Consider the following 23,157-nt stretch of genomic DNA (forward strand, 5'->3'; position numbering starts at 1 on the left):
TGCCGCCTCACCCCCGTCGAGGACACCGGAAGCGAGGTGGGCACCGACACCGACACTGCCCTCGAGCTCAGCACCTGACAACCCCAACGAAGGATCCAACCGCTACACCACCACAAGGGGCTTGACCGGCAAGTGTTATGTATTTGTCGAACGCGGGGCGGTGGGGGCGTGTGCCAGAGACCTTCTGCGCATCTGACCTTTCTCGGCGGCCGTGGCCGGGTCAGAAGGGTCAGATGTGCAGACGATTCCCGAGGGTAGGTGTAGGAGGGCGTGTCGTCGTTGAGTCGTGCCGGGGTGAGTGAGGCCGGAGGGGCGGCCTTTGGTGCGGCCAGCTGGATTCCGCCGAGAGGGGGGCTGTTCTCCGGCCGGCTCGGCTTGAGCTGACGGTGAGGGCGCTGTGGAGGGGTCTGGATACGAACGGTGAGGGGCCGGAGTCAGACCTCCGACCCGTGGAAACCGTGGGCGACGTCCATCCAGACGTGACGGTCATGCCGCCGCGGGAGGGGGCGGAGCTGATGGAGACGTCGCAGCCGGTGTCCACGTTGTGGCGGGAGCATGTGCGGCAGTTCTCGGGCAGGGCTGGCACCAGCTGGAGTCCGTGGGTCAGATCGCGGACGTCGTGAATGCGAGCGGCGACGAGGTCATCGGTGGAGACGTGGAACGGGCATGTTCCGTCCACGACGCTGGTCAGCCTTCGAGCTCGTAACGGCGGTGGCGCAGTTCCCGCTCGACGCCTTTCAGCGGCGAACCGGTGAAGGGCAGGGCCGACAGGTCCACCTTCGCAGCTGCTGTCATGGCCACCGTCATGGCGGAACGGGCGGCGCGCTGGGGCAGGCCGATGGTCGCAGCCAGGGCATCCCAATGGCGCCGACGCAGGGCCCTCGTGCGCCCGTCCACGGGCAGCGCCATGGTCATGTCCTCGTAGAGGGCGGTGCAGGGCACGTCGTACACCGGGGCGATGCTCCAGCGGCCGCTCGAAGACTGCAGCACCGAGACGTTCTTCGCGTGGAGGTCACCGTTGCCCGTCAACCACGCGTAGAGGAACTGCAGGTACAGGTTGCGCGTGGCGGTGAGTCGATGCGGAGTGAGGCCGGCCAGGACGTCGATGACCTCCTCCGTGGTGACGTTGTACTTCTGTGCCGGGTAGATGCCGAGGGCCTGTCCGGCGTCTTCGAGTGCGAGGCGCGCCCTTTCGCCGGAGCGGTCTGCAGTGCGGTCGAATCGGCCGACGAGAAGACCTGCCCGTCCGTGACGGTCGTGGACCACCGAGTGCTCGGACACGGGGATGCCGAGGGCCGCGGCATGACGCAGATGGAGTGCTTCGTTGACCACGAGGTGGGGGTGGTCCGGTGGATCCAACTTCAGCAGGGCGCTGTGCTCCTGAAGGTGCACGGGCACGTTCACCATGGAGGCCGAAGCCTTCGCCTGGACGCCGGGGAGGGCGTTACGGTCAGGCACTCCCGCGAGGACGGCGAAGTCCAGGTTCTGCGGATCGTCCGTGGCGACGGGGGCCTCCGTGCGCAGTCGGTCGCCGGCAGGGACGACCTGCACATCGCCGGGCGCGTCCGTGCCGACGGCCAGGAGCAGGGTGAGCTCGTCGTCGGCCGAGGTCTTGGCCGCCGTGCGCAGAACGGTGAGGCGGTGCCCCTCGGGCAGGAGCCCTGAGAAGAACGGTGGGAGCCCGCCTCCGGCGGCGGTGACGGGGTCCTGGGCGACCGGCAGCGTGGAGGCCACAGGGTCGCCGGCGTACCCCTCGAGGTAGCGGAAGGTGATGGTTCCCTGTTCATCGCGGGTGAGTGTCCCCGCTGGGACGCCGCCCTTGTAGACGTCCGCGGTGGTGACGCGCTTCAGGTCTTCGAGTGCAGGAGTCGTCAACCGGTGACCTCGAGCTCGAGGCCGAGTACCTCCATGACGGAGAGCACTGACTTCAGGGTGCTCTTGCCGGTGCCGCGCTCGATCTGGCGGACGGTCGCATCCGAGACTCCCGCCAGGTCTGCGAGCTGCTGCTGGGTCAGCAGGAGCTCTTTGCGCATGGCGCGGACGCGGTCGCTGATCTTCATCAGCGCCGAGGCGGAGGAGACTGCGCGTGTGGTGGCCACGGCTCTATCGTGGCAGATGAGCAGCTGAAATCCGAAGGGTTTTTCGGAATCGGTGATGTTCGACTGCTGCGGTGGCGTGTCGACACGGGAAGCCGAAGAAAACTTCGGATTCGAGCCTCCGGGGGTCGGTTGAAGAGGTGCCGGCCTCCTCATCCGAAGAATTCTTCGGAACCTGGCTCTCAGGCATCAGGCGTGCGACTTTTCAGTGCCAGAATGAGGCCGACTGCCACATCGCCGTGCTCCGAAAGGCTCTGCCACCATGCCCTCTCCCCAGAACCTCTCGAACTTCGTGTGGGGGATCGCGGATCAGCTGCGGGGCGTGTTCAAGCCGAACCAATACGGCACCCTCGTCCTTCCGCTCACCATCCTGCGCCGCATGGAGGCGGTCATGAACCCGCACCGGCTCGTTCTAGCGGGATCCCTCGTAGTGATCGAACAGGCTTGGCGGGGTGGTCTCGACGGTGGCGAGCACTGACTCGATATCGTCCGGGGTGGGGGTGCGAGAAATCACGAGATGACCCCCTTCGCAGGGCTGCGAGCAGTATCCCTCCAGCCGCGGGCTGTGAAGTGCGGCTGTGGCAGGTGAAGTGGCCGTTCACCCTTCCGATGCGGAAACGCGACATGAGCATTCCTGCTCGACTCTCACATGTCCTCGGTGTGTCGCTCAATGGGTGCGTTGCTGGGCACAATATGCAGTTGAGGGCCTTCTCACCCTTCCTCGACAGACTCTCACTGGCACCCATTTCAGCCGCAAGAGCGCTTGGTTCGAGGCTCGCACATCAGTCACGGAGAGTTTTCTCATGCGCGCTCAGCGACTCCTCCTCTTCCTGCCCCTCCTGCTCGTGGCCAACGGCTGTTCCGGTCAGGAGGGACCGGGGCCGTCTAGCTCCCAATCCTCATCGTCCTCGTCTTCTTCGGCGGTGTCGCCGACGCCCGCCGCCTCGGAGAGCCCCATGCAGCTGACGGCCACCGAGACGTGCGAACAGCTGGCAGGCAACCGCGGTGGTCTGGCGTTAGACGTCCTGGACTTCAGCGTGGACTTCTACATGGAAGACCTCGTCATGAGCGATAGGGATCGTCGCGTGGCGGGGTTGGTGGAGCAGGGCGATCAGCTGCGCGCGGTCGCCCATCCCAAGTATCACGACACCTTGGACCGTCTGATGGCCGAGCCTGAGGAGATCCAGCGCATTGTGAAGTCGGGCGGTGGCACGTACACGATGCCAATGCAGGACATCGTTCAGTCTGTGACCGGTGCAGCCACCGACTGCTACCAGCCCGGTGATGAGCTCGACAGGTTCGTCGAGAACATGACGCCCATCATGAACCGCATCCCCGAGTATGCGGCGCTAGAAGTCGACGGTGAGTCCGCAGGGGCGACGTCGAGCACGGTCTCCACCCCGATCCCGACCCCTACCCCTACCCTGGAGCCGACACCGACCCCGGAGCCCACCCCCACTCCGGAGCCCACGCCGACCCCTGATCCGACTCCGTCGGAGGAGAATGAAGAGGAGACGGAAGCGGCAGCCGAGCCCGAGGCTGGGGGTGTACCGATGGAGTACCAGTCGGCGCTTCGTAAGGCATACAGCTACGAGGAGGCCATGGATATGTCCAAGAAGGGCATCTACGGACAGCTCGTCTCGGAGTACGGTGAGCAGTTCTCGCCGGAGGCGGCACAGTACGCGATCGACAACATGACGGATGTCGACTGGAACGCCAATGCGTTGGCCAAGGCTCAGAGCTACCGCGAAATGATGGACATGTCGCCGTCTGCGATCTACGACCAACTGGTCTCCGAGTACGGCGAGGAGTTCACGCCCGACCAGGCGCAGTACGCGATCGACAACCTGTCCCAGTGACGCCCGGCCATGCCCGGCGCGTTGAATGAACGCGTCGGCAACGGTGTCGCCAGGTGGTCCACCCGCCGCCCGCATATTCTGGTCCTCTGCAGCCCGCGGAGGACCAGAATATGCGGGGCTGTGTGCCGCCTGACGCAGGGCCGGGGTGATCTCTAGCAGCGGCGCCAGGTCTTAGCGTCCCGAGCGCCAGATCTTCGCCATCCTCTCCGCCGCCGCGGGGTCCACCGAGGCCCCCAGAAGCTGTCCATGCGGGGTCGGGGCAAGTCGCCGTTCGCGGTGGAACAGCTCAGAGTGGTTGATGTCCTGCACGCCGCGGTTCCACAGGTGCAGTTTGGATTCGTAGGTGAAGCTGCCCCTCATGGATGCCAGCCGCTGGGGGTCGGTGACCCAGGCGTACTTGGACGAGTCGTTGAGCTGGTGATCGACAGCGCGTGTGACGGCGGCGGCGACCCAGTCGGCGAACTGCACGTTGGAGCTCAGGGAACTGTCCACGTGCATGGGCGGTTCCACGATGCACCGCATCTCCGGAAAGTCGCCGGCTCGGCTGAAGATGTGGGCATACATCGATGCAACGCGTTCGACTCGCGTCTTCTCATTGATTTGATCGATGATCACCATGAGGTTATGTCCGTGATGGTGGGCATGGCGGGCCAGACGGTTCAGAGTCTCTCGCATGGCGTCGGCTTCGCGTTTCTCGACGTCGAGGCCGATCTGCTTGGGCGTCCCACGCTGCTTCTCGTCGGCGTAGTAGAACAGCTTGCCGCCGTGGTCGACGACGACGGACCGCACGAGCGCATCGAACACGCGGAGCTGCTGCGGAAAGCGCGCGGGGGTATCCGGCCGGAACAGATTGGCCCCCTTGAACTCCCACCGTCCGGGGTGTTTCGCTCGGTCGATCTCCGAGGCGAACAGCTGACGCTTCAGTGCGGTGAACTTCGCTCCAAAGCCTCGTGCGGCAGACTCCGGCATGACGAATCCGGCATAACCGAAGGCTGGGCTTGTCCGGAAGCGAGGATGGTCCGGGCCGACGTAGGCGCCCGGCTCGCCGATCTCGTCGATGTACGCCAGCAGCATCTGACCATTGTGCAGGGCACAGCGGACACTGCAGACAAGCGCAGAGGCCCACGCAAGCGCGGGCCTCTCGAATTGGTGCTCGGGGCACTGTCTCAGCCCTAGCTACCACACGCGAGCGTACTCGAGCGCGCAGAGTATAGGCAAGTGTGGTTGTGTATGATCCGTCGCCCTGTCGGGTCGCTGCGGGGTCGGAATGGGTCCCGTCCAGCGGCCCGCCCCCACCATTCGAAGGACCCCATGACCACCCCCGCCACGCGCGGCGCTGCCTCGGCGCCCCACCGCTCTCCCCGGAACCTCTCGAACTTCGTGTGGGGGATCGCGGATCAGCTGCGGGGCGTGTTCAAGCCGAACCAGTACGGCACGCTCGTCCTTCCGCTCACCATCCTCCGCCGCATGGAGGCGGTCATGGCCCCGCACCGGGAGTTCTTCGCGGAGCTGGCGGCCAAGGGTCGTCCGGACTTCGTCCTGGACAACCTGGTGGAGTCCCGCACGGGCCTGACGTTCTACAACCTCAGCCCCTTCACCCTGGACCGCATCCTGCAGGAGCCGGACCTGCTCCGCACCAACCTGCTGGCCTACGTGGACGGGTTCTCCCAGAACGTGGCGGACCTGTTCACCTATTACGAGTTCGACAAGACGGTCGCCAAGCTGGACGAGCACGACCGCCTCTTCCTGGTCCTGCAGCAGTTCGCCTCCATCGACCTCTCCCCGGAGATCGTCTCCAACGCGGAGATGGGCACCCTCTTCGAGGACCTGATCCGCCGCTTCGCTGCCGCCTCCAACGAGACCGCGGGCGAGCACTTCACCCCGCGCGACGCGGTGAAGCTCCTCGTGGACCTGCTCACCGCCAACGACGACCACGTCCTCACCGGCTACCCGGTCCGCACCGTCTATGACCCCACGGCGGGCACCGGCGGCATGCTGTCCCTGCTGGACGAGCGCCTGCGCCGCATGAACCCGAACGCGGAGGTCCGCCTGTTCGGGCAGGAGCTCAACGATCAGTCCTACGCGATCTGCAAGTCCGAGCTGCTGGGCAAGGGCCAGGACGCGGACGGCATCGCTCGCGGGGACACCCTGAAGAACGACGCCCACCTGACCGAGCGCTTCGACTACGTCCTCTCCAACCCGCCCTACGGCGGCGACTGGAAGGCCTCCCGGGCCGCAGTGGAGAAGGAGATCGCTGCCGGCGGCGCCACGAACCGCTTCCCGGGCGGCACCCCCGCCATCAGCGATGGGCAGATGCTGTTCCTCCAGCTCGTGGCCTCGAAGCTCCGCCCGGTCTCGGAGGGCGGTGGTCGGGCCGGCATCGTCCTGAACGGCTCCCCGCTGTTCACGGGTGGGGCGGGCTCGGGCCCGTCCGAGATCCGCCGTTGGCTGCTGGAGTCGGACCTGGTGGACGCGATCGTCGCGCTGCCCACGGACATGTTCTACAACACCGGCATCGCCACCTATGTGTGGGTGCTGGACAACAACAAGTCGGCAGACCGCCGCGGCACGGTGCAGCTGATCGACGCCCGCACGTTCTTCACCAAGCTGCGGCGCAACGTGGGCTCGAAGAACAAGGAGTTGTCCAAGGCGGACCGCCAGCGCGTGCTGGACATCTACCGAGACTTCGACGCCCAGTCCGAGGACAACGCCGAGTTCTCCAAGGTCCTCACCGCGCAGGACTTCGGCTACCGGGAGATCACCGTGGAGCGCCCGCTGCAGCTGCGCTTCGAGGTGGAGGACGCCACCATCGCGGCGGCGCTGGCCACCAAGCCCGTGGACAAGCTTCCCGACGACGGTCGCTCAGCTCTCGAGGCGGCCCTCGCCTCCCTGCGTGGCCGGGTCTGGGACCACCAGCCCACCTTCGTGCTGGAACTGAAGAAGGCGTTGAAGGAGCACGGCGTGACCGCCGGCGCTCCACTGGTGAAGGCCCTGAGCGGGGCCATCGGCGTGCACGACCCCGAGGCGGAGGTGGTGACGAACACGAAGGGCGAGCCGGAGCCGGACACCTCGCTGCGCGACACCGAACTGGTGCCCTTCGGCCGGGACATCCACGAGTACTTCGAGTCCGAGGTGGCCCCACATGTGCCCGGCGCCTGGATCGACGAGTCCAAGACGAAGATCGGCTACGAGATCCCCTTCACCCGGCTCTTCTACACGTACGTGCCGCCGCGCCCACTCGAGGAGATCGACGCCGAGCTCAAGCGGCTCACCGCCGAGATCATCGAGCTGTTGCAGGAGGTCGAGCGGTGATGGGGACGACGTCCCTGCGGCACCTGGTCAGATTCGGCAACGGTTCCGACTGCAAGTCTGTCGAAGCTGCTGACGGGCCTTACCCGGTGTATGGCTCAGGTGGAGAATTCGCCCGCTCGACGGCATATCTGCACGACGGGGAGTCAGTTTTGTTTGGCCGCAAGGGGACGGTCGATCGTCCGCTCTACGTTAACGGCCGATTCTGGACTGTGGACACCATGTACTACACAGTGCCGGGGCCTCGGGTTGAACCGCGATTTCTCTACTACTGGGCAACGACGATCCCATTCGACCTGTACTCAACCAACACCGCTCTGCCGAGTATGACCAGTGGAACTCTCGGAAGCCTGCAGTTCCCGTTGATCGGCCGCGAGCAGCAGCGACAAGTCGCAGACTACCTCGACCGCGAAACCGCCACGATCGACGCCCTGATCGAGAAACAGGGCCAGATGAAGACTCTCCTCCTCGAACGTCGACGCACTGCGATCGACTCGTGCTTTCCCCCAGGAGCAGACACGCGTCTGAGCAACGTATTGCAGCTTTGCCAAACCGGCCCGTTCGGAACTCAGCTGTCGGCTTCGGAGTACATAGAAGGCGGTGTCCCGGTTATCAACCCCACGCACATCGTGGGCAGCACCATCGCCCCGAATGCCGCAGTGAGCGTCACAGCTGAGAAGGCAGACGCTCTATCGAGGCATGACCTTGTTGCGGGGGACATCGTCCTGGGCCGCAAGGGCGAAGTCGACAAGTCGGCCCTCGTTTCACCTGGCCATCCACGAATGCTGCTCGGATCCGACTCCATGCTTCTGCGAGTTAACGGGGAATGTGCTGATCCGAGGTACCTCTGGTGGTGGCTCCAATCGCCCAGCTGTCACAGCGAACTTGAACGACTCAGCGTTGGATCAACAGTGGCGGGACTCAACCAGCGCATCATCTCCGTGCTCGCGTTGCCCAAGCCGTCCCTGAAAGAACAGCGCGAGATCGCTGACTACCTCGACGCTGAGACCGCCAAGATCGACGCGCTCATCGCCAAGGCGGAGCGGTTCATCGAGCTCGCCCAGGAGCGCCGGGCTGCGCTGATCACCGCCGCCGTCACCGGCCAGATCGAGATCCCCACGGAGGACTGACCGCCATGGCCATCCACAACGAGAGCGAGCTCGAGACCTACATCTGCGAGTACCTGGAGAGGCACGGCTGGCTCTACTCGCCCAACGATGACGGCTACGACCGCAAGAACGCGATCTTCCCCGAGGACGTCCACGCCTGGCTGTCCGAGAACCAGCCGGAGGACTACGGGCGCATCGTCAAGGCTGACGCCCCGGCCTCTGCCCAGCAGGCACAGCGGGACCAGATCACCACCCGCCTGATCGACGTGCTGAACAAGCCGCAGGACACCGGTGTCGGCGGCACTCTCAACGTGCTTCGCAAGGGCTTCAAGGTCGGCACCTCCGCCACCCTGCGCATGGCCGAGCCGCGGCCGGCCACGAACCTGAACCCGGCCGCCGTTGCCTCCTACGAGCGCATGCGGCTGCGCGTGATGCGTCAGGTGCATTTCAACCCGGCCACCAACCAGTCCGTGGACCTGGTGCTGTTCGTCAACGGCCTGCCCGTGGCGACGATCGAGCTGAAGACCGACTCCACCCAGTCCATCGGCCACGCGAAGAAGCAGTACCGCGAGCGCAACCCGAAGGCCACACCGCTGTTCGGGTTCGGCACCCGCGCCGTGGTCCACTTCGCCGTCTCCAACCGCGAGGTCTGGATGACCACCAAGCTGGCCGGGAAGGACACCTTCTTCCTGCCCTTCAACCAAGGCGACGACGGCCACGCCGGCAACCCGATCAACCCACACGGCGGTTCCTCCACGGCCTATCTGTGGGAACGGATTCTCCAGCGGGACACCTGGCTCGAGATCCTCCAGAAGTTCGTCTTCCTCACGAAGGAGACCGTGGAGGACGAGCACGGCCGCTCGCGCCGGAAGTCCACGCTGATCTTCCCGCGCTTCCACCAGTGGGAGGCCGTCACGCAAATGCTCGCCGCCGTCCGTGAGGAGGGCGCCGGCAAGTCCTACCTGATCGAGCACTCCGCGGGCTCCGGCAAGACCAACACCATCGCCTGGACCGCCCACCGCCTGCTCTCCACCTACGGGGCGGACGAGCAGCGGGTGTTCGACTCGGTCATCGTGGTCACCGACCGCACCGTGCTGGACGACCAGCTCCAGGAGGCCGTCCGGCAGATCGAGCGGACCTCCGGCACCGTGGTGGCCGTGGACCGCAAGAACCTCGGGGGAGAGGCCACCAGCAAGTCCGCCCTGGTGAAGCAGACGCTGCTGCAGGGCAACCGGATCATCGTGGTGACGCTGCAGACCTTCCCCGCCGTGCTCGAACTCCTCAAAGGTGACTCGACGCTCGCGGGCCGCACCTACGCGGTGATCGCAGACGAGGCGCACTCCTCCCAGACCGGCTCCGCCGCAGCCAAGCTCAAGCGCGTGCTCACCCCGGACGAGCAGGCCGACCTCGAAGATGGGGGCGAGGCGGACACCGAGTCCATCCTCGCCGCCGAGGTCGCCGCCACCGGACGCCCAGAGAACATCAGCTTCTTCGCCTTCACCGCCACCCCGAAGGACAAGACCCTGCAGATGTTCGGCCGCCCCTGCGGCGAGTATGACGAGAAGGGCCAGGAGATCCCGGCCTCCTTCCACCGGTACACCATGCAGCAGGCCATCGAGGAGGAGTTCATCCTCGACGTGCTGAAGAACTTCACCAACTACGGCACCGCCTTCAAACTGGCCCTGGCCGGACAGCAGGGCGAGTTCCGTCCGGAAGGCGACCGGGCCGCCGTCGGGAAGCCGACCAGCGAAGTGGACCAGACCGAGGCGAGCAAGAAGCTCATGCGGTGGGTCAAGCTGCACCCCACGAACATCGCCCAGAAGGTCAAGATCATCGTGGAGCATTTCCGCGCCAACGTGGCCGGACTGCTCGACGGGCAGGCCAAGGCCATGGTGGTCACCGACTCCCGCGCCGCCGCCGTCCGGTACAAGCGCCAGATGGACCAGTACATCCAGGACATGGGGTACACGGACGTGGGCACCCTGGTGGCCTTCTCCGGCGAGATCACCGACGACGACTTCGGGCTCGAGAAGGTCACCGAGCGGTCCATGAACCCGTCCGTGACCGGCAACCTGGCGAAGGCGTTCGACGGGGACGGCTACCAGGTGATGATCGTGGCCAACAAGTACCAGACCGGCTTCGACCAGCCGAAGCTCTGCGCTCTGTACGTGGACAAGAAGCTCTCCGGCGTGCTCGCCGTGCAGACGCTCTCCCGGCTGAACCGTGCGGCGCCCGGCAAGGACACCACCTACGTGCTGGACTTCGTGAACTCCGAAGACGACATCCAGGCCGCCTTCGAGCCGTACTACGCCGGAGCGAAGCTGGAGACGGTGACGGACCCGAACCTGATCCATGATCTGGGGACGAAGCTCGACGCCGCGGGCGTGTACGACTGGGACGAGGTCGACGCGTTCGCCGACGTGTGGGTGGCATGGAAGCCGGGGAGCGGGCAGGAGGGCCTGCAGGCCGCGCTGGAGCCCGTGGCATACCGGTTCCGCAAGGAGCTGGCGCATGCGCGGATGAACCAGGACGAGACGCGCGTGAACGAACTCGTGCTGGTGCGCAAGGACATGCGGTCCTTCGTCAGCCTCTACGACTTCCTCTCCCAGATCTACGAGTTCGAGGACACCGAGCACTACAAGCGGGCGCTGTTCCTGCGGCACCTGGTGCAGCTCGTGGGCGATCAGCCCGGCGGTGAGGAGCTGATCGACCTGAGCGATGTGCAGCTGGTGAGCATCCGGCAGAAGGAGACGTCCTCGGGGGACATCGGGCTGACCGGCGGGGCCGCGCTGAAGGGGACCACCGCTGTGGGAGGCGGGCAGGCGCGTGAGAAGCAGCGCGGGCCGTTGGAGGAAGTGATCGAGAAGATCAACGAGATCTTCGCCGGCGAAGGCGTGGATGCCTCCCCGTCCCAGCAGGAGGCGTGGGTCAGTGCCCTCGTGGCGCCCCTCATGGAGGACGAGAAGCTGCTGGGGCAGGCCGGAGCAAACTCGCTGGAGCAGTTCCTCTCGAGCCCGAACCTGGAACGGTCGGCGATGGGCGCCGTGTACGCGAACGAGGACGCCTTCGTGAAGATGACGGACATCGTGGGCAGGGGCGGGGACCCGTCCAAGATGATCGTCGCTGCCATCGGGGAGTACCTGTACTGGAAGGTGCGGAGCGAGGGGACTGGGCCGGTGGACGTTGCCGGAGGACCCGGAGAAGCGCAGTACGAGGGGGAAGGGGCGTCGTTCAGGCGCGGTGTGTCGGCCCACGCCGAGTGCAGTCAGCACCCGTAGTCCTTGTTCGGTATACGTCGCGACCAATCGCTAGGGTGGTGACAGCAGTCACATAGCACTGTGCTGTGCCCGGTCACCAAGGAAACGGGAGCCATGGACGCCACCTCGCAGCAGCTCACCAGGTACTATCGCGCCATTCAGACGCAGGCGAACCTGCAGGACTGCCGGTTCACCTCACGCACGCCGTTCGCCACGGTCTCCTCTGCGGACATCACCGCGGGGCGGCTGGACGAGGCGGTCACGAACGAGCTGTTCACACTGGCCAAGGCCCGCCGGGACAGGCCGCTGGACGTGACCATCTCTCTCGCCACCCTCCAGGACGGCGCCCAGGCCGAGGGGCTCGCCCTCATCGCCGCGCAGCTGGACGCCGACGGTCGGCTCACGGCGGACCTCGGCTCGCAGGCCCCCTGGATCCCGGCGAGCCGCCTGCGCAGCTCCGGCGTCAAGGACCGCCAGCTCATGGTGGGAACGCTCGCCGGCTTCTGGCGCTGGCGCCTCACGGAGGGCGAGGAGCGTGCCTCCCAGGCGGAGGACTTCGCGGACGTCATCGCCTACACCGAGGCCATGGTGGACGCCGTTTTCGACGCCAAGCTGATCGCCGACGGCCTCGAGGGGGAACGGCAGGCCGAACTCCACCGACCCGGTGCGGTGCCGCACACCTGCTGGCTCACCCCGGGGACCGTGATCGAGGCGAACGGCGCGATCCTGGACCTGTACCGCCACCTCGTCGAGGACGACCCGTCCCCGGCCCTCTACGAGCAGTTCGTCGCTCTCGACGGCCAGGACCGCAGCTCCGAGGACGGCATCGACGAGGACCGTGACCTCCTCTTGGAGACCGCCACCCGCGCCACCGGCAGCATGTCCGACGGCTTCCCGCTCACCGCCTCCCAGCGCCGCGCCGTGCACGCCTTCCTCCTGGACGGCCACGGGGACGTCACCGCCGTCTCCGGTCCGCCCGGCACCGGCAAGACCACCATGCTCCAGTCCGTGGTCGCCTCGATGATCGTCACCCACTGCCTCCAAGACCGCCCGGCGCCCCTGATCATGGGCACCTCCACCAACAACCAGGCCGTCACGAACATCATCGACTCCTTCAGCTCCGTGGCGAAGGACGACGCCGGCCCCCTCGCCCGCCGGTGGCTGCCCGCCGCCACCGAGGACGGCGCGGCGGACACGCCCCTGCGCGGACTTGCCGCCTACGCCCCGTCCGGTGCCAAGGCGAAGGAGGCCCAGGCCAAGGGCTACCTGCTGGAGAACAACCGCAAGGCGGGCGTGTACACGCAGTACTCCGCCCCCGAGTACGTGAAGGCGGCCACCGCCCGCTTCCTCGCGGACCTCGGCGGCTACATGACAGCCGCGCGCTTAGGGGCGCCCACCGACCTGGCCAAGGCCGAGGCGTTCCTCGCCAAGGCGCTCAAGCGCGTGGACCAGCGCCGCCGCGAGCTGCTCACCGCCCGCCACGCCGCGGACGCGGCCGTCCCCGCTCCGGCCGGCCCCGGCGCGGACGTGGCAGCCCTGCGCGTCGAGATGGCTGTCCACGAGGACCGCCTGCGGTTCTGGACGTCCGTGGCCGCCGCCGGCCCCACCGACGCCATGGACGCCGAGTTCAACCATGACGACTCGGAGCCCGCCCCGGCCTTCGACTCCGTCGACGAGTTCCGTGCCTTCTACCAGAACCGCCTCGTGGAGCTGGCGGGCACGCTGGAACGGGCTGAGCGGGACCAGGCCGCGCGGGCCGGCGTCGCGCACCAGGCCACCCTCGCCTACGGTCAGGCGGTCACCGAGCCGCTCAAGGACCTCGCGCGCCTGTGCCTGCTCACCGAGGAGCAGGTGGATCGGCTGCGCACCGCCGAGGACCTCCTCGCCCTGGACCGGGCCCTCGATGTCACCGTCCGCCACGCCGCGTTCTGGCTCGCCGTGCACCGGTACGAGGCGCAGTGGCTGACGGTGTGCACGGGGGAGGACCTGATCCCGCAGCCCGAACGCAACCGCACCACCCTGCGCTACATGGACCGGTACTGGCCGCAGGCCGCCGCCCTCACCCCGTGCTTCGTGATGACCGCCTACCAGCTGCCCAAGTACTTCAAACTGTGGGCCAAGGCCGGCGAGAAATCCGCCTACGACCTCGAACGGGCCGATCTGCTGATCGTGGACGAGGCCGGGCAGGTGGACGCCTCCCTCGGTGCCGCCGCGTTCGCCCTCGCCAAGCGCGCGCTCGTGGTCGGCGACGTGCAGCAGCTCGCCCCCGTGTGGGGCATCGACCCGGAGAGCGACCGCGTGATGGGCGAGTCCTTCGGCTTCGGGCCGGAATGGGACACTCTGGAGCGCCGCGGCCTGACGGCCTCGGACCACTCGTCCGTGATGATGGCCGCCGCGGGCGCCTCTCGCTGGTCCTACGGCAAGGACGACGACGAGGGGCTCTTCCTCGCCGAGCACTTCCGCTGCCGCTCCGAGATCATCGAGTACTGCAACGAGCTGCTCTACAAGGGCCAGCTCGTGCCGTCGCGGCCGTCCGCCGGGTACCGGCTCGAGGGACTCGTGGAGCACCCGTTCCTCTTCCGCGAGGTGCCCGGCTCCGAGGACCGTCGGCAGGGCTCCAGTCGTGTCAACCCGACCGAGGCCGAGGCGATCGCCGCGTGGCTCGACGAGCATTGGGACCGCTTCTGCGAGGCCTACGGAGCCGCCGGTGACCCCGAAAAGGAGAAGGGCGTGTTCGGCGTGGTCACGCCGTTCGCCGCGCAGGCCCGCGTGATCCAGCAGACGCTCGGGCGGGTGCTCGGCCCGGATCGTGCCAAGCTCGTGACGGTCGGCACCGCGCACACCCTCCAGGGCGCCGAGCGCAGCATCGTGCTGTTCTCCTCCGTGTACGGGGACAACTCCGGGCAGGCGAGCTTCATCGACAACACCCTCGAGCTGATGAACGTGGCCGTCTCCCGTGCCAAGGACCTGTTCATCGTGTTCGGCGCGAAAACCCGCTGGAACGACGGCGGCCCCGTGTTCCGCCTGGTCCGCCGGATGGCCGTGAAGGACGCCCCGGCAGGGCAACCCGCGGTGACCCACGACGACGGGCAGGGCGCAGCCCCGGTGGAGGTCGCGGCGGCCGAGCAGATCTCCGCGCCGGAACCGGTGGCCGCGTCGAGTGTCCCGGAGGCCTCTGCCCCGAAGTCGGGAGACGCCGTCGTGGCTCGGGCCATGATCGCTGCCTGGGACGACAGTGGTGAGCTCCCGGACGGCCTGAAACTGTCCGCCGTCAAGCTCAACAAGGCGCTCGCCACAGCCGGGTTGATCCGCAAGGGCGAGCGGGGCTGGGAGCCAACGGACGAGGGAGCCGCGGTCGGGATCGTCGGGTACGAGGGCGAGCGCGACGGGGAGACCTTCGTGAACGTGAAGTACACGCCTGCCGCGCAGGTGGCGCTGCTGGACCGCATCCGGTCCGGGGTGCTGTCGCTGGGGTGAACAGCGGGGAACGGCTCATGACAGGATCACCGGCATGAACACCGTCCCCATCTGGCCTCGCTTCGTCCGCCCTGCCCTTGAGGTGCTCGCAGAGCACGAGAGCATGAAGCGCCGCGACGTGATCGAGGCGGCAGCCGACAGGCTTGGGCTCAGCGAAGAAGCCAGGGCAGAGACGGTCGAGTCCGGAGAAGTGCGGTACCGCGGGCGCGGCGGCTGGGCACTGACGCACTCCTCCAAAGCTGGACTCATCGAGCGGCCCGCGCGCGGCATCTACGTGCTGACAGAGGCTGGGCGGGCCTGGCTGAAGGACTGTCCGGAAGGCTTCAACGACTTCGCCAGCGCCAGCGCATTCTTCGATCCGTTCTGGCCTAAGGACACCGCCAAGAAGCCGGTCCAGGCCCATGCCCACACTGAGGCTCAGCCCGCTGTTGCGGCTGACCCGATCGTGGACCCTGAAGAACAGGCTCAGGATGCCGTCACCAGTCTCAATGAGACCGTCCGTGTGGAACTGCTCGAGCGGCTGCAGAACTCCACGCCGGCCTTCTTCGAGGAAGCCGTGGTCCAGTTGCTCATGGCCATGGGCTACGGCGGGACCCAGGGAAAGGCGGCCGTGACCGGCAAGTCCCATGACGGCGGCATCGATGGGGTCATCGACGGCGATGCCCTCGGCCTCGACCGTGTCTACGTTCAGGCAAAGCGCTATGCCGATGCGAACACCGTCGGCCGGGAGCCGATCCAGGCGTTCGTCGGAGCGCTGCACCTGCATGGCGCGACCAAGGGCGTCTTCATCACCACAAGTTCCTTCAGCAAGCATGCCCAGTCATATGCGGACGCTGTGCCCAACAGGATCGTGCTGATCGACGGCGTGAAGCTCACTCAACTCATGCTCAAGTACCGCGTCGGCGCGCAGGTGAAGAGGACCCTTCACGTACTGCAGATCGACGAGGACTTCTTCGAGTGACTTGCGTTCAGCGGTGCCGTTGGTAGAGCCAGAGACCGTGGTCGAACTGCGTCAGATCGGGGGCTCCGCGCAGGTCGGGCGCAACTTGTCCGTGGCCGCGACCACAAGGTCACGTGCCTTCCCGGCAGGGACTTGTCCTGCCCTGACACCCCTGGACGATCTGGCCCCAGAGGCCCCCCCGTTAAGCTCGTCACATGGTCGCCGCGCGTGAAGTCACCCTTCAGGAACTCCTCGGGGGCTCCTACCAGTACACGGTCCCGCTCTATCAGCGGACGTACTCCTGGGGACGTCCGCAGTGGCAGCGACTGTGGGAGGACGTCGTGGACATCGCCGACCACCGGCGGGACAACCCTTCGGCGACTCACTTCATCGGCTCCCTCGTTCTCGCCGGCTTCCGGGACAACGGGCCCGGCGGCCTCCAGCGGTGGCTCGTGGTGGACGGGCAGCAGCGGCTGACGACGCTGACGCTCCTCCTCGCCGCTGTCCGCGACCACCGGGCTGAGCACGAAGGCCCCATGCACGCCGATCGGGTCAATGAGAAGTACCTGGTCAACAAGTGGGAGGACGGCGATCTCCGCTACAAGGTCCTGCCCACCCAGGCCGACCGCGGCGCCTACCGCGGACGGATCGAGCACGCCCCGGATGCTGCCGAAGGCTCCAGGATCAGCGAAGCCCACCAGTTCTTCCTGACCAAGCTGCTCGGGTTGAGTCAACCGCCCGCCGACGGTGAAGAGGAGCCGCTGACCTTGGCGGAGGTCGAGTCCGCCGTCGTCGCCGGCCTGTCGATCGTGTCCGTGACCACCGGGGAGAACGACAACGCCCACCGCATCTTCGAGTCGCTGAACAACACCGGTCTCAAGCTCACCCAGGGCGACCTGCTCAGGAACTACCTGTTCATGCAGCTGCCCACACGGGCGGATGAGGTCTACACCACCCTGTGGCTCCCGTTGCAGAACCTGCTCTCCAATGAGGAACTGGAGACCCTGTTCTGGCTTGACCTGGTGCAACAGGATCCCAAGGTCCGCCAAACGGAGATCTACGAGGGCCAGCAGCGACGCATGCGTGGCCTGCAGGACGAGTCGCAGGTCAGGGCGGAAGTCGAGCGGTTCCTGGCGTTGGGGCGTCTCTACGACGTGATGCTCCGCCCGGAGAAGGAGAAGGACGCCGCAGTGCGGTTCCGCTTGGCACGCCTGCGCGCCTGGCGCACGACGACGACGTTCCCGATCACACTGCACCTGATGGAGCGCCGGTCGTTGGGGGACATCGACTCGGACGAACTGGCCCGTGCACTCCTCTACCTCGAGTCGTACCTGGTCCGGCGCCTCGTCTTCGGCCGCTACTCCGACGGTCTCAACACCACCTTGCTCGCGGCCACGGCCGACATTCAGGGCCAGGACGATCCGGCGGATGCCCTGCAGCGCTTCCTCTCCAGCGGGCGGAAGCACTTCGCCTCCGACGATCAGATCCGCCAGGCCGTGATGACGGCACCCTTCTATACGACGGGCCGGGCGGCCCACCGGAAGCTGATCCTCCGGTGGATCGAGGAGTCCTACGGCAGCAAGGAGCCGGTAGACCTCGACAGCGCGACCATCGAGCACGTCATGCCGCAGACCCTCACGGAGGAGTGGGAGCGCGCTCTGGCCGGCCAGCTCGAGGCGCACCAGGACCTTCGAGAGGTGCACACCGAACTCCTCCACACCTTGGGCAACCTCACCCTCAGCGGGTACAACAGCGAGCTGAGCAACGGGCCCTTCGAGGTCAAGCGTGCGGAGCTAGCCAAGAGTGGCATCCGCATGAACCAGGAGATCTCCGCTGAGCCGGTATGGGGTCCCACCCAGATCCGTGCTCGCGCCGAGCGGCTGGCGGACCGGATCGTCGGTATCTGGCCGGGGCCCTCAGCCGAGGCCGCCTCCGGAGTCGCCCACACGGCCTGGCAGACGCTGACGGATGCCGTCGAGGCCATTCCCGCCGGGTTCTGGACCTCCTACGGCGAACTCGCACGGCTGATCGGAAGCCATCCGGTCCCCGTGGGGACCTACCTCGCACGGACGGCGCTGCCGCACGCTCATCGTGTGCTCCAGGCCGGTGGCACCGTCTCTCCGTCCTTCCGGTGGACCGACGTCCACCGCACGGACGATCCGCATGACGTCCTCGCAGCCGAAGGCGTGCGCTTCTCCGAGGACGGACGGGCCGACGGCGGCCAGCGGCTGCTGGCGGAGCAGCTCGCCGAGCTCATCGACGTCGACGTCGACCTGACCGATCCCCGGTCACTCGCCGCCCCGGGCAACGACCCTGCGCTGCGGGACCGCTGGGTCGACCGACTTCACGACCACAACGATCCCGAATCGGCCCGCGCACTGATCGAGGTCCAACGAGGATGGGTCGAGCGCGGTGGCCGGGCGGAATTCGCGGACAATGCCGCCGGCGGTTGTTTCCTGGTCGTCCCGCGCACGTCAGCACGCGCCATCTGGCCGGTGATCCTGTACCCGACGTACGGCGTCGAGGTCGTCTTCTATCATCTGGCGAAGTGGGCTCCCTTCACGGACGAGACGCTTCTCGACGAATTCCGGGGACGTCTGAATCTCATCCCCGAGGTGGAATTCGGCCCTGAGTCCCTCCGCCGGCGCCCGAGCATCAAGCCGCAGACCCTTCAGCCGGCCGCGGCGCAGGAGGCGTTCCGCGACGCGCTGGAGTGGTTCCTGCACACCGTCCAGGAGGACGACAGAAGTGCCTGACAGCCCTGCCAGGGGCAGGTCCTGGCGAGGCGCTGACCCCCTCACCCCGTCCACCCCACCCAGTACGCTCGCCCCATGAAGATCGGTCTCCGCAAGCCCAGCCTGAAGAAGTCCATCAAGGCCCGCACCACGGGCCGCGCCAAGCGTGCGATCAAGCGCACGGTCATCCCCGGCTACGGCCGCAAGGGGATGGGCTGGCTGCGCGATCCGAAGCGCGCCGCCTACAACGCCGTCTACCGGCGCACCACGGTCGGCCTGGGCGACGTCCTGAAGATGTTCAAGTGATCTCCACGCCCTCGCGGACCTGACCGGGGCGGCCCGGTCGGGGCGTGCCGCCGGCCTGGGCTGCCGCCGCCCCCGCCGGCCTGGGCTGCCGCCCGCCCCTCACCGGCCCGCGAACGCCTCCACCCGCCGCACGGCCTCCGGGTGCTCGGACGCCGCCGCGATCGACGCCGCCTCCTGCCGCACATGCGCGCGCAGCGCCTCGACGTCGGCCCCGCGGGTCAGCGCCTTCGTGGGCCCGTAGGTGTGCGCCGGGCCGGCCACCAGTTCGTCCTCGAGCTCCGTCAGACGTGCCGCGAACGCGTCGCCGGCCACCGCCTCGGTCGCCAGGCCCCACCCGACGGCCTCGGCCCCGTTCAGGCGCCGCCCGCCGAGCAGCAGCTGCGTCGCGCGCACCGGCCCGAGCACCCGAGGCAGCCAGTAGGACACGCCCGTGTCCGGGGTCATCCCGAGCGCGGAGAACGCCGTCACCAGCTGCGCGTCCTCGCGCACCAGCACGACGTCGCCGCCCAGCATGATCCCGAGCCCCGCCCCGGCGGCCGTCCCGTTGACGCCGGCCAGCACCAGCAGGCGAGAGCCCGTCAGCGCCACCGTGACCTCGCCCGCCGCCTCGCCGAGCTCCTGGATCATCGCGCGCCGCTCCGGCCCGGCGGGGGAGGCGGCCATGGCCTGGACGTCCCCGCCGCCGCAGAAGATCCGCCCCGCGCCGGTCAGCGTGAGCACGTGAACGGACTCGTCCGCCTCGGCCGCGGCGATCGCCGCGAGCACCTCGCGCGCCATCGTCAGCCCGAGCGCGTTGCCCTTCGCGGGCCGGTTCAGCGTCAGCCGCACGACGCCGGGCCGCGTCTCGACGAGGACGGCGGGGGCGTCGTCGGAGGAAGAAGGGGTGGGTGCGGTGGTCATGTCAGCTCCTAGGGATCGGAAGGTGGGGTGTGTGGGTGTCGGCCACGGGAGCGGCCGGCCGGGGCTCACGCGAATGCGCTCATCCCGGTCAGGTCCCGGCCCAGGATCAACGCCTGCACGGACTCCGTTCCCTCATAGGTGTGCAGCGCCTCGACGTCCGTCATGTGGCGGATCACCTGGTTCTCCAGCAGGATGCCGTTGCCGCCGAGCATGTCCCGGGCGATCTGCGCCACGCGGCGCGCGCCCCGCGTGCAGCTGTACTTGAGCAGGGACGCCTGCTGGTCCCGCAGGGTCCCGGCCGCCTGCAGCCGCGCGACCGCCGCACAGCGGGCCTGCATCCCCGTGACCTCGTCCAGCATCTGCGCGAGCCGCTCCTGCACCATCTGGTGCGCGCCGAGCGGCTTCCCGAACTGCTCCCGCTGCGTCGCGTAGGCCAGCGCGGACTCGAACATGCTGGAGGCGTGGCCCAGCGCGGACCACCCCACGTTCACGCGGGTGGCCACGAGCACGCGGGCCGCGTCCTTGAACGTGGCGACGTGGGGCAGGCGTGCGTCGTCGTCCACCCGCACGTCCGTCAGGGAGATCTCCGCCTGGTGGATCGCCCGCAGGGCGCCCTTGCCGGTGATGACCTCGGCCTCGTACCCGGGCGTGGACTGCTCCACGATGAAGCCCTTGACCTGGCCGTCCTCCGTGTCGCGCGCCCACACCAGCGTGATGCCGCCGGAGGCGCCGTTGCCGATCCACTTCTTGGCGCCGTTCAGCACCCAGCCGCCGGCGCCGTCGGGACGGGCGGAGGTCTCCAGGGACACGGAGTCCGAGCCGTGCAGCGGCTCGGTGAGCGCGAACCCTCCTGGCAGGCGACCGCTGGCCACCGGCTCGAGGCACCGCTCCTTCTGCGCCTCCGAGGCGCAGTGCACCAGGGCCCGCAGCACGAGCCCGCCCTGCACCGCGGCCGCCGCCGCCATGGAGCCGTCCGCGCGGGAGATCTCCATGGACACCAGCCCGGCGGCCAGCGGGGACATCACCGCGTGCCCGGGCACGTCCAGGCCGTCGGTGAGCAGGTCCAGCTCCCCGGCCCGCGCCACGAGGTCCAGCGGGTACTCCGCGCGGTCCCAGTGCCCGTCGATCCGCTCGAGCACCTCCCGGCCGTAGGCGCGGGCCCGGTCCCAGTGTTCGCGGTCCTCGTCCGTGGCCTCTGCGAAGGCCTCCAGGTAGTCCACGTCCAGGGGGGTGGTCACGTCATAGGTCGGCCGCATCACCCCTGGCCCGCCGTCCGTTCGGCGCGCAGGGCGCGCTTGAGCAGCTTGCCGGACTGGTTGCGCGGCAGCTCGGCCACGAAGTCGACGCGCTTGGGGACCTTGAACGCGGCGAGGCGCTCCTTCACGTGGGCCCGCACGGTCTCCGCGGTCAGCTCGGCGCCCTCCTTGAGCACCACGACGGCGGTCACCGCCTCGATCCACCGTTCGTCCGGCAGCCCGACGACGGCGACCTCCGCCACCTCGTCCAGCTCGTAGATGGCGTCCTCCACCTCGCGGGGCGCCACGAGGACGCCGCCGGTGTTGATGACGTCCTTGATGCGGTCCACCACCTGGATGTAGCCCGCGGCGTCCTGGGTGACCTGGTCGCCGGAGCGGAACCAGCCGTCGTCGGTGAACGCGTCCGCGGTGGCCTCGGGGCGGTTCCAGTACCCGTTGAGCAGCTGCGGGGAGCGGTACTGGATCTCGCCCGGCTCACCCGGCTTGGCCGGGGCGCCGTCCGCCGTCATGACGCGGGCCTCCACGTGGAACACGGGGCGTCCGCACGAGGCGGGGCGGGCATCGTGCTCCTCGGGACGCAGCACGGTGCAGAGGGGGCCGAGCTCGGACTGGCCGAAGCAGTTGTAGAAGCCGATGCAGGGCTGGGCCTGCCGCAGGCGCTGCAGCACGGTGACGGGCATGATCGAGGCGCCGTACTGGGCCTTCCGCAGCGAGGAGAGGTCCCGCGTGGCGAGGTCCGGGTGGTTGCTCAGCGGCACCCACACCGTGGGCGCGAGGAAGAGGGAGCCGATGTGCTCGGCCTCCACGACCTCCAGCATGCGCGGGATGTCCGGGGAGGGCAGGATCCGCACGGTGGCGCCCAGGGACAGGTAGGGCAGCAGGATCACGTGCATCGCGGCCGAGTGGTAGAGCGGCATGGCCACGAGCGGACGGTCCTCCGCCGTGTAGTCGAGCGCGATGACGGAGGAGAGGTACTCGGCCACGAGCGCGCGGTGGGACATCATCGCCCCCTTCGGGGCGGACGTGGTCCCCGAGGTGTAGAGCAGCTGCGCGAGGTCGGTGGCCTGCACGTCGACGTCGGGCGCGGACGCGTCCGCCGACTCGTCCCGGGCGGTCTCCAGGACGGCGGGCTCCCCGCCGTCCTCGGCGGCGAGCAGGGGCCAGACCCGGCCCAGCGCGGGGACGCGGCCCTCCGCGCGGACCTGGTCCACGCGCTCGAGCATCGCGGCGTCCGTGACGAGCAGCTCCGCGCCGGAGTCCTCGAGGGCATGGGCGAGCTCTCCGCCCTTGAGGGCGAAGTTCACGGGCACGTGCACGTAGCCGGCCGTGGCGCACGCGAGGAAGAGCACCGCGTAGGCGTCCGAGTTCATCGCGTAGGCGGCGACGCGGGAGCCCTGCGGCATCCCGGTGGCGAGCAGCCGGCGGGCCACGCGGTGCACGCCGTCGCGCAGCTGCGCGTAGGTCCAGTCCCGGTCCTCGAACCGCAGGGCCACGGCGCGGGGGGAGCGGGCGACGGCACGGGCGAAGAGGCGGCCGATGGTGTCCTCGGGTGCCGGGCCGCGGGCGTGGGTGTCAGGGGTCGTCTGCGACATGGTGTCCTCCAGGGGGTGGAGCGGAAGGGGCAGGGAGGGGGCTCAGAGCCGTTCGACCGTCGTCCCCGGGACATCCTCGGACAGCCCTGCGGCACGCCAGGCGTGGCGCGCGGTGTGCATGGCCTGCGGCCCCGGCTGGTCGACGCCGTCGAGGAGCACCTCGGCGGCCGCGGCCGAGTCGAGGTCCTGGCGGCCCACCGGGGTGCGGACGGCGTCGACGATGTGGGCCTCAGTCATGAGGAGTCCGATCTCTGGGCGGCCTGTGGTGGGCGTCACGCTAACGCTAGGAAATCCAACAATCAAGGGTGATCCGCCTGATCC

At 68.2% G+C, this 23,157-nt stretch carries 16 protein-coding genes; 9 read left to right on the forward strand and 7 right to left on the reverse strand.

What is annotated here, in order from left to right; all coding sequences use genetic code 11:
* Nucleotides 1-687: 687 nt before the first annotated feature.
* Nucleotides 688-1,875: a HipA domain-containing protein gene (locus KZX60_RS05295; RefSeq protein ID WP_248116176.1), complete on the reverse strand. Its 1,188-nt coding sequence runs from the start codon at nucleotides 1,873-1,875 to the stop codon at nucleotides 688-690.
* The gene (locus KZX60_RS05300; protein WP_248116178.1) at nucleotides 1,872-2,099 is read right to left on the reverse strand and encodes a helix-turn-helix domain-containing protein; all 228 of its coding nucleotides are present in this window, start codon (nucleotides 2,097-2,099) and stop codon (nucleotides 1,872-1,874) included. Before KZX60_RS05300 ends, KZX60_RS05295 begins: the two co-directional genes overlap by 4 nt.
* A gap of 259 nt (nucleotides 2,100-2,358) precedes the next feature.
* On the opposite strand from KZX60_RS05300, the gene KZX60_RS05305 reads away from it, so the two are divergent.
* Nucleotides 2,359-2,574 carry a type I restriction-modification system subunit M N-terminal domain-containing protein gene (locus KZX60_RS05305; protein ID WP_248116180.1) on the forward strand — a complete coding sequence of 72 codons (216 nt, stop codon included), beginning with the start codon at nucleotides 2,359-2,361 and terminating at the stop codon, nucleotides 2,572-2,574.
* A 478-nt stretch (nucleotides 2,575-3,052) separates the two neighbouring features.
* The gene (locus KZX60_RS05310; protein ID WP_248116182.1) at nucleotides 3,053-3,955 is read left to right on the forward strand and encodes an Ltp family lipoprotein; all 903 of its coding nucleotides are present in this window, start codon (nucleotides 3,053-3,055) and stop codon (nucleotides 3,953-3,955) included.
* 171 nt (nucleotides 3,956-4,126) lie between these two features.
* Here the strand turns inward: KZX60_RS05310 and KZX60_RS05315 are convergent, their stop codons facing one another.
* Complete coding sequence (locus KZX60_RS05315; protein ID WP_248116184.1) at nucleotides 4,127-5,029, reverse strand: DUF3800 domain-containing protein; 903 nt, start codon at nucleotides 5,027-5,029, stop codon at nucleotides 4,127-4,129.
* Between the two features lie 237 nt (nucleotides 5,030-5,266).
* On the opposite strand from KZX60_RS05315, the gene KZX60_RS05320 reads away from it, so the two are divergent.
* The 7 genes from KZX60_RS05320 to KZX60_RS05350 all read left to right on the forward strand — a co-directional run bounded on the left by KZX60_RS05320 (nucleotide 5,267) and on the right by KZX60_RS05350 (nucleotide 19,088).
* Nucleotides 5,267-7,267, forward strand: a complete 2,001-nt coding sequence (locus KZX60_RS05320; RefSeq protein WP_248116186.1) for a class I SAM-dependent DNA methyltransferase — start codon at nucleotides 5,267-5,269, stop codon at nucleotides 7,265-7,267.
* The gene (locus KZX60_RS05325; protein WP_248116395.1) at nucleotides 7,267-8,394 is read left to right on the forward strand and encodes a restriction endonuclease subunit S; all 1,128 of its coding nucleotides are present in this window, start codon (nucleotides 7,267-7,269) and stop codon (nucleotides 8,392-8,394) included. The genes KZX60_RS05320 and KZX60_RS05325 overlap by 1 nt, the downstream gene beginning before the upstream one ends.
* 5 nt (nucleotides 8,395-8,399) lie before the next feature.
* Nucleotides 8,400-11,651 (forward strand): type I restriction endonuclease, encoded by a 3,252-nt coding sequence (locus tag KZX60_RS05330; RefSeq protein ID WP_248116188.1) that lies wholly within the window; start codon nucleotides 8,400-8,402, stop codon nucleotides 11,649-11,651.
* Nucleotides 11,652-11,744: 93 nt separating this feature from the next.
* Nucleotides 11,745-15,107, forward strand: a complete 3,363-nt coding sequence (locus KZX60_RS05335) for an AAA domain-containing protein (RefSeq protein ID WP_248116190.1) — start codon at nucleotides 11,745-11,747, stop codon at nucleotides 15,105-15,107.
* A 34-nt stretch (nucleotides 15,108-15,141) separates the two neighbouring features.
* The gene (locus KZX60_RS05340) at nucleotides 15,142-16,068 is read left to right on the forward strand and encodes a restriction endonuclease (protein WP_248116192.1); all 927 of its coding nucleotides are present in this window, start codon (nucleotides 15,142-15,144) and stop codon (nucleotides 16,066-16,068) included.
* Between the two features lie 194 nt (nucleotides 16,069-16,262).
* Nucleotides 16,263-18,803 carry a DUF262 domain-containing protein gene (locus KZX60_RS05345; protein ID WP_248116194.1) on the forward strand — a complete coding sequence of 847 codons (2,541 nt, stop codon included), beginning with the start codon at nucleotides 16,263-16,265 and terminating at the stop codon, nucleotides 18,801-18,803.
* Between the two features lie 75 nt (nucleotides 18,804-18,878).
* Entirely contained in the window at nucleotides 18,879-19,088 is a 210-nt protein-coding gene (locus KZX60_RS05350) for a hypothetical protein (RefSeq protein WP_248116196.1), read from the forward strand.
* A 99-nt stretch (nucleotides 19,089-19,187) separates the two neighbouring features.
* Here the strand turns inward: KZX60_RS05350 and KZX60_RS05355 are convergent, their stop codons facing one another.
* The 4 genes from KZX60_RS05355 to KZX60_RS05370 all read right to left on the reverse strand — a co-directional run bounded on the left by KZX60_RS05355 (nucleotide 19,188) and on the right by KZX60_RS05370 (nucleotide 23,073).
* On the reverse strand, nucleotides 19,188-19,988 hold the full coding sequence (locus tag KZX60_RS05355) for an enoyl-CoA hydratase/isomerase family protein (protein ID WP_248116197.1): 801 nt from the start codon (nucleotides 19,986-19,988) through the stop codon (nucleotides 19,188-19,190).
* 65 nt (nucleotides 19,989-20,053) lie between these two features.
* Nucleotides 20,054-21,244, reverse strand: coding sequence for an acyl-CoA dehydrogenase family protein (locus KZX60_RS05360; protein WP_248116199.1), 1,191 nt, complete (start codon nucleotides 21,242-21,244; stop codon nucleotides 20,054-20,056).
* A complete protein-coding gene (locus tag KZX60_RS05365; RefSeq protein WP_248116201.1) occupies nucleotides 21,244-22,836 on the reverse strand; it encodes a fatty acyl-CoA synthetase in 1,593 nt (530 codons plus the stop codon). The genes KZX60_RS05360 and KZX60_RS05365 overlap by 1 nt, the downstream gene beginning before the upstream one ends.
* A 42-nt stretch (nucleotides 22,837-22,878) precedes the next feature.
* Nucleotides 22,879-23,073 carry a hypothetical protein gene (locus KZX60_RS05370; protein WP_248116203.1) on the reverse strand — a complete coding sequence of 65 codons (195 nt, stop codon included), beginning with the start codon at nucleotides 23,071-23,073 and terminating at the stop codon, nucleotides 22,879-22,881.
* Nucleotides 23,074-23,157 lie beyond the last annotated feature (84 nt).

The sequence above is a fragment of the Micrococcus sp. EYE_212 genome (genome assembly GCF_023147585.1).
Classification (GTDB): Bacteria; Actinomycetota; Actinomycetes; order Actinomycetales; family Micrococcaceae; genus Micrococcus.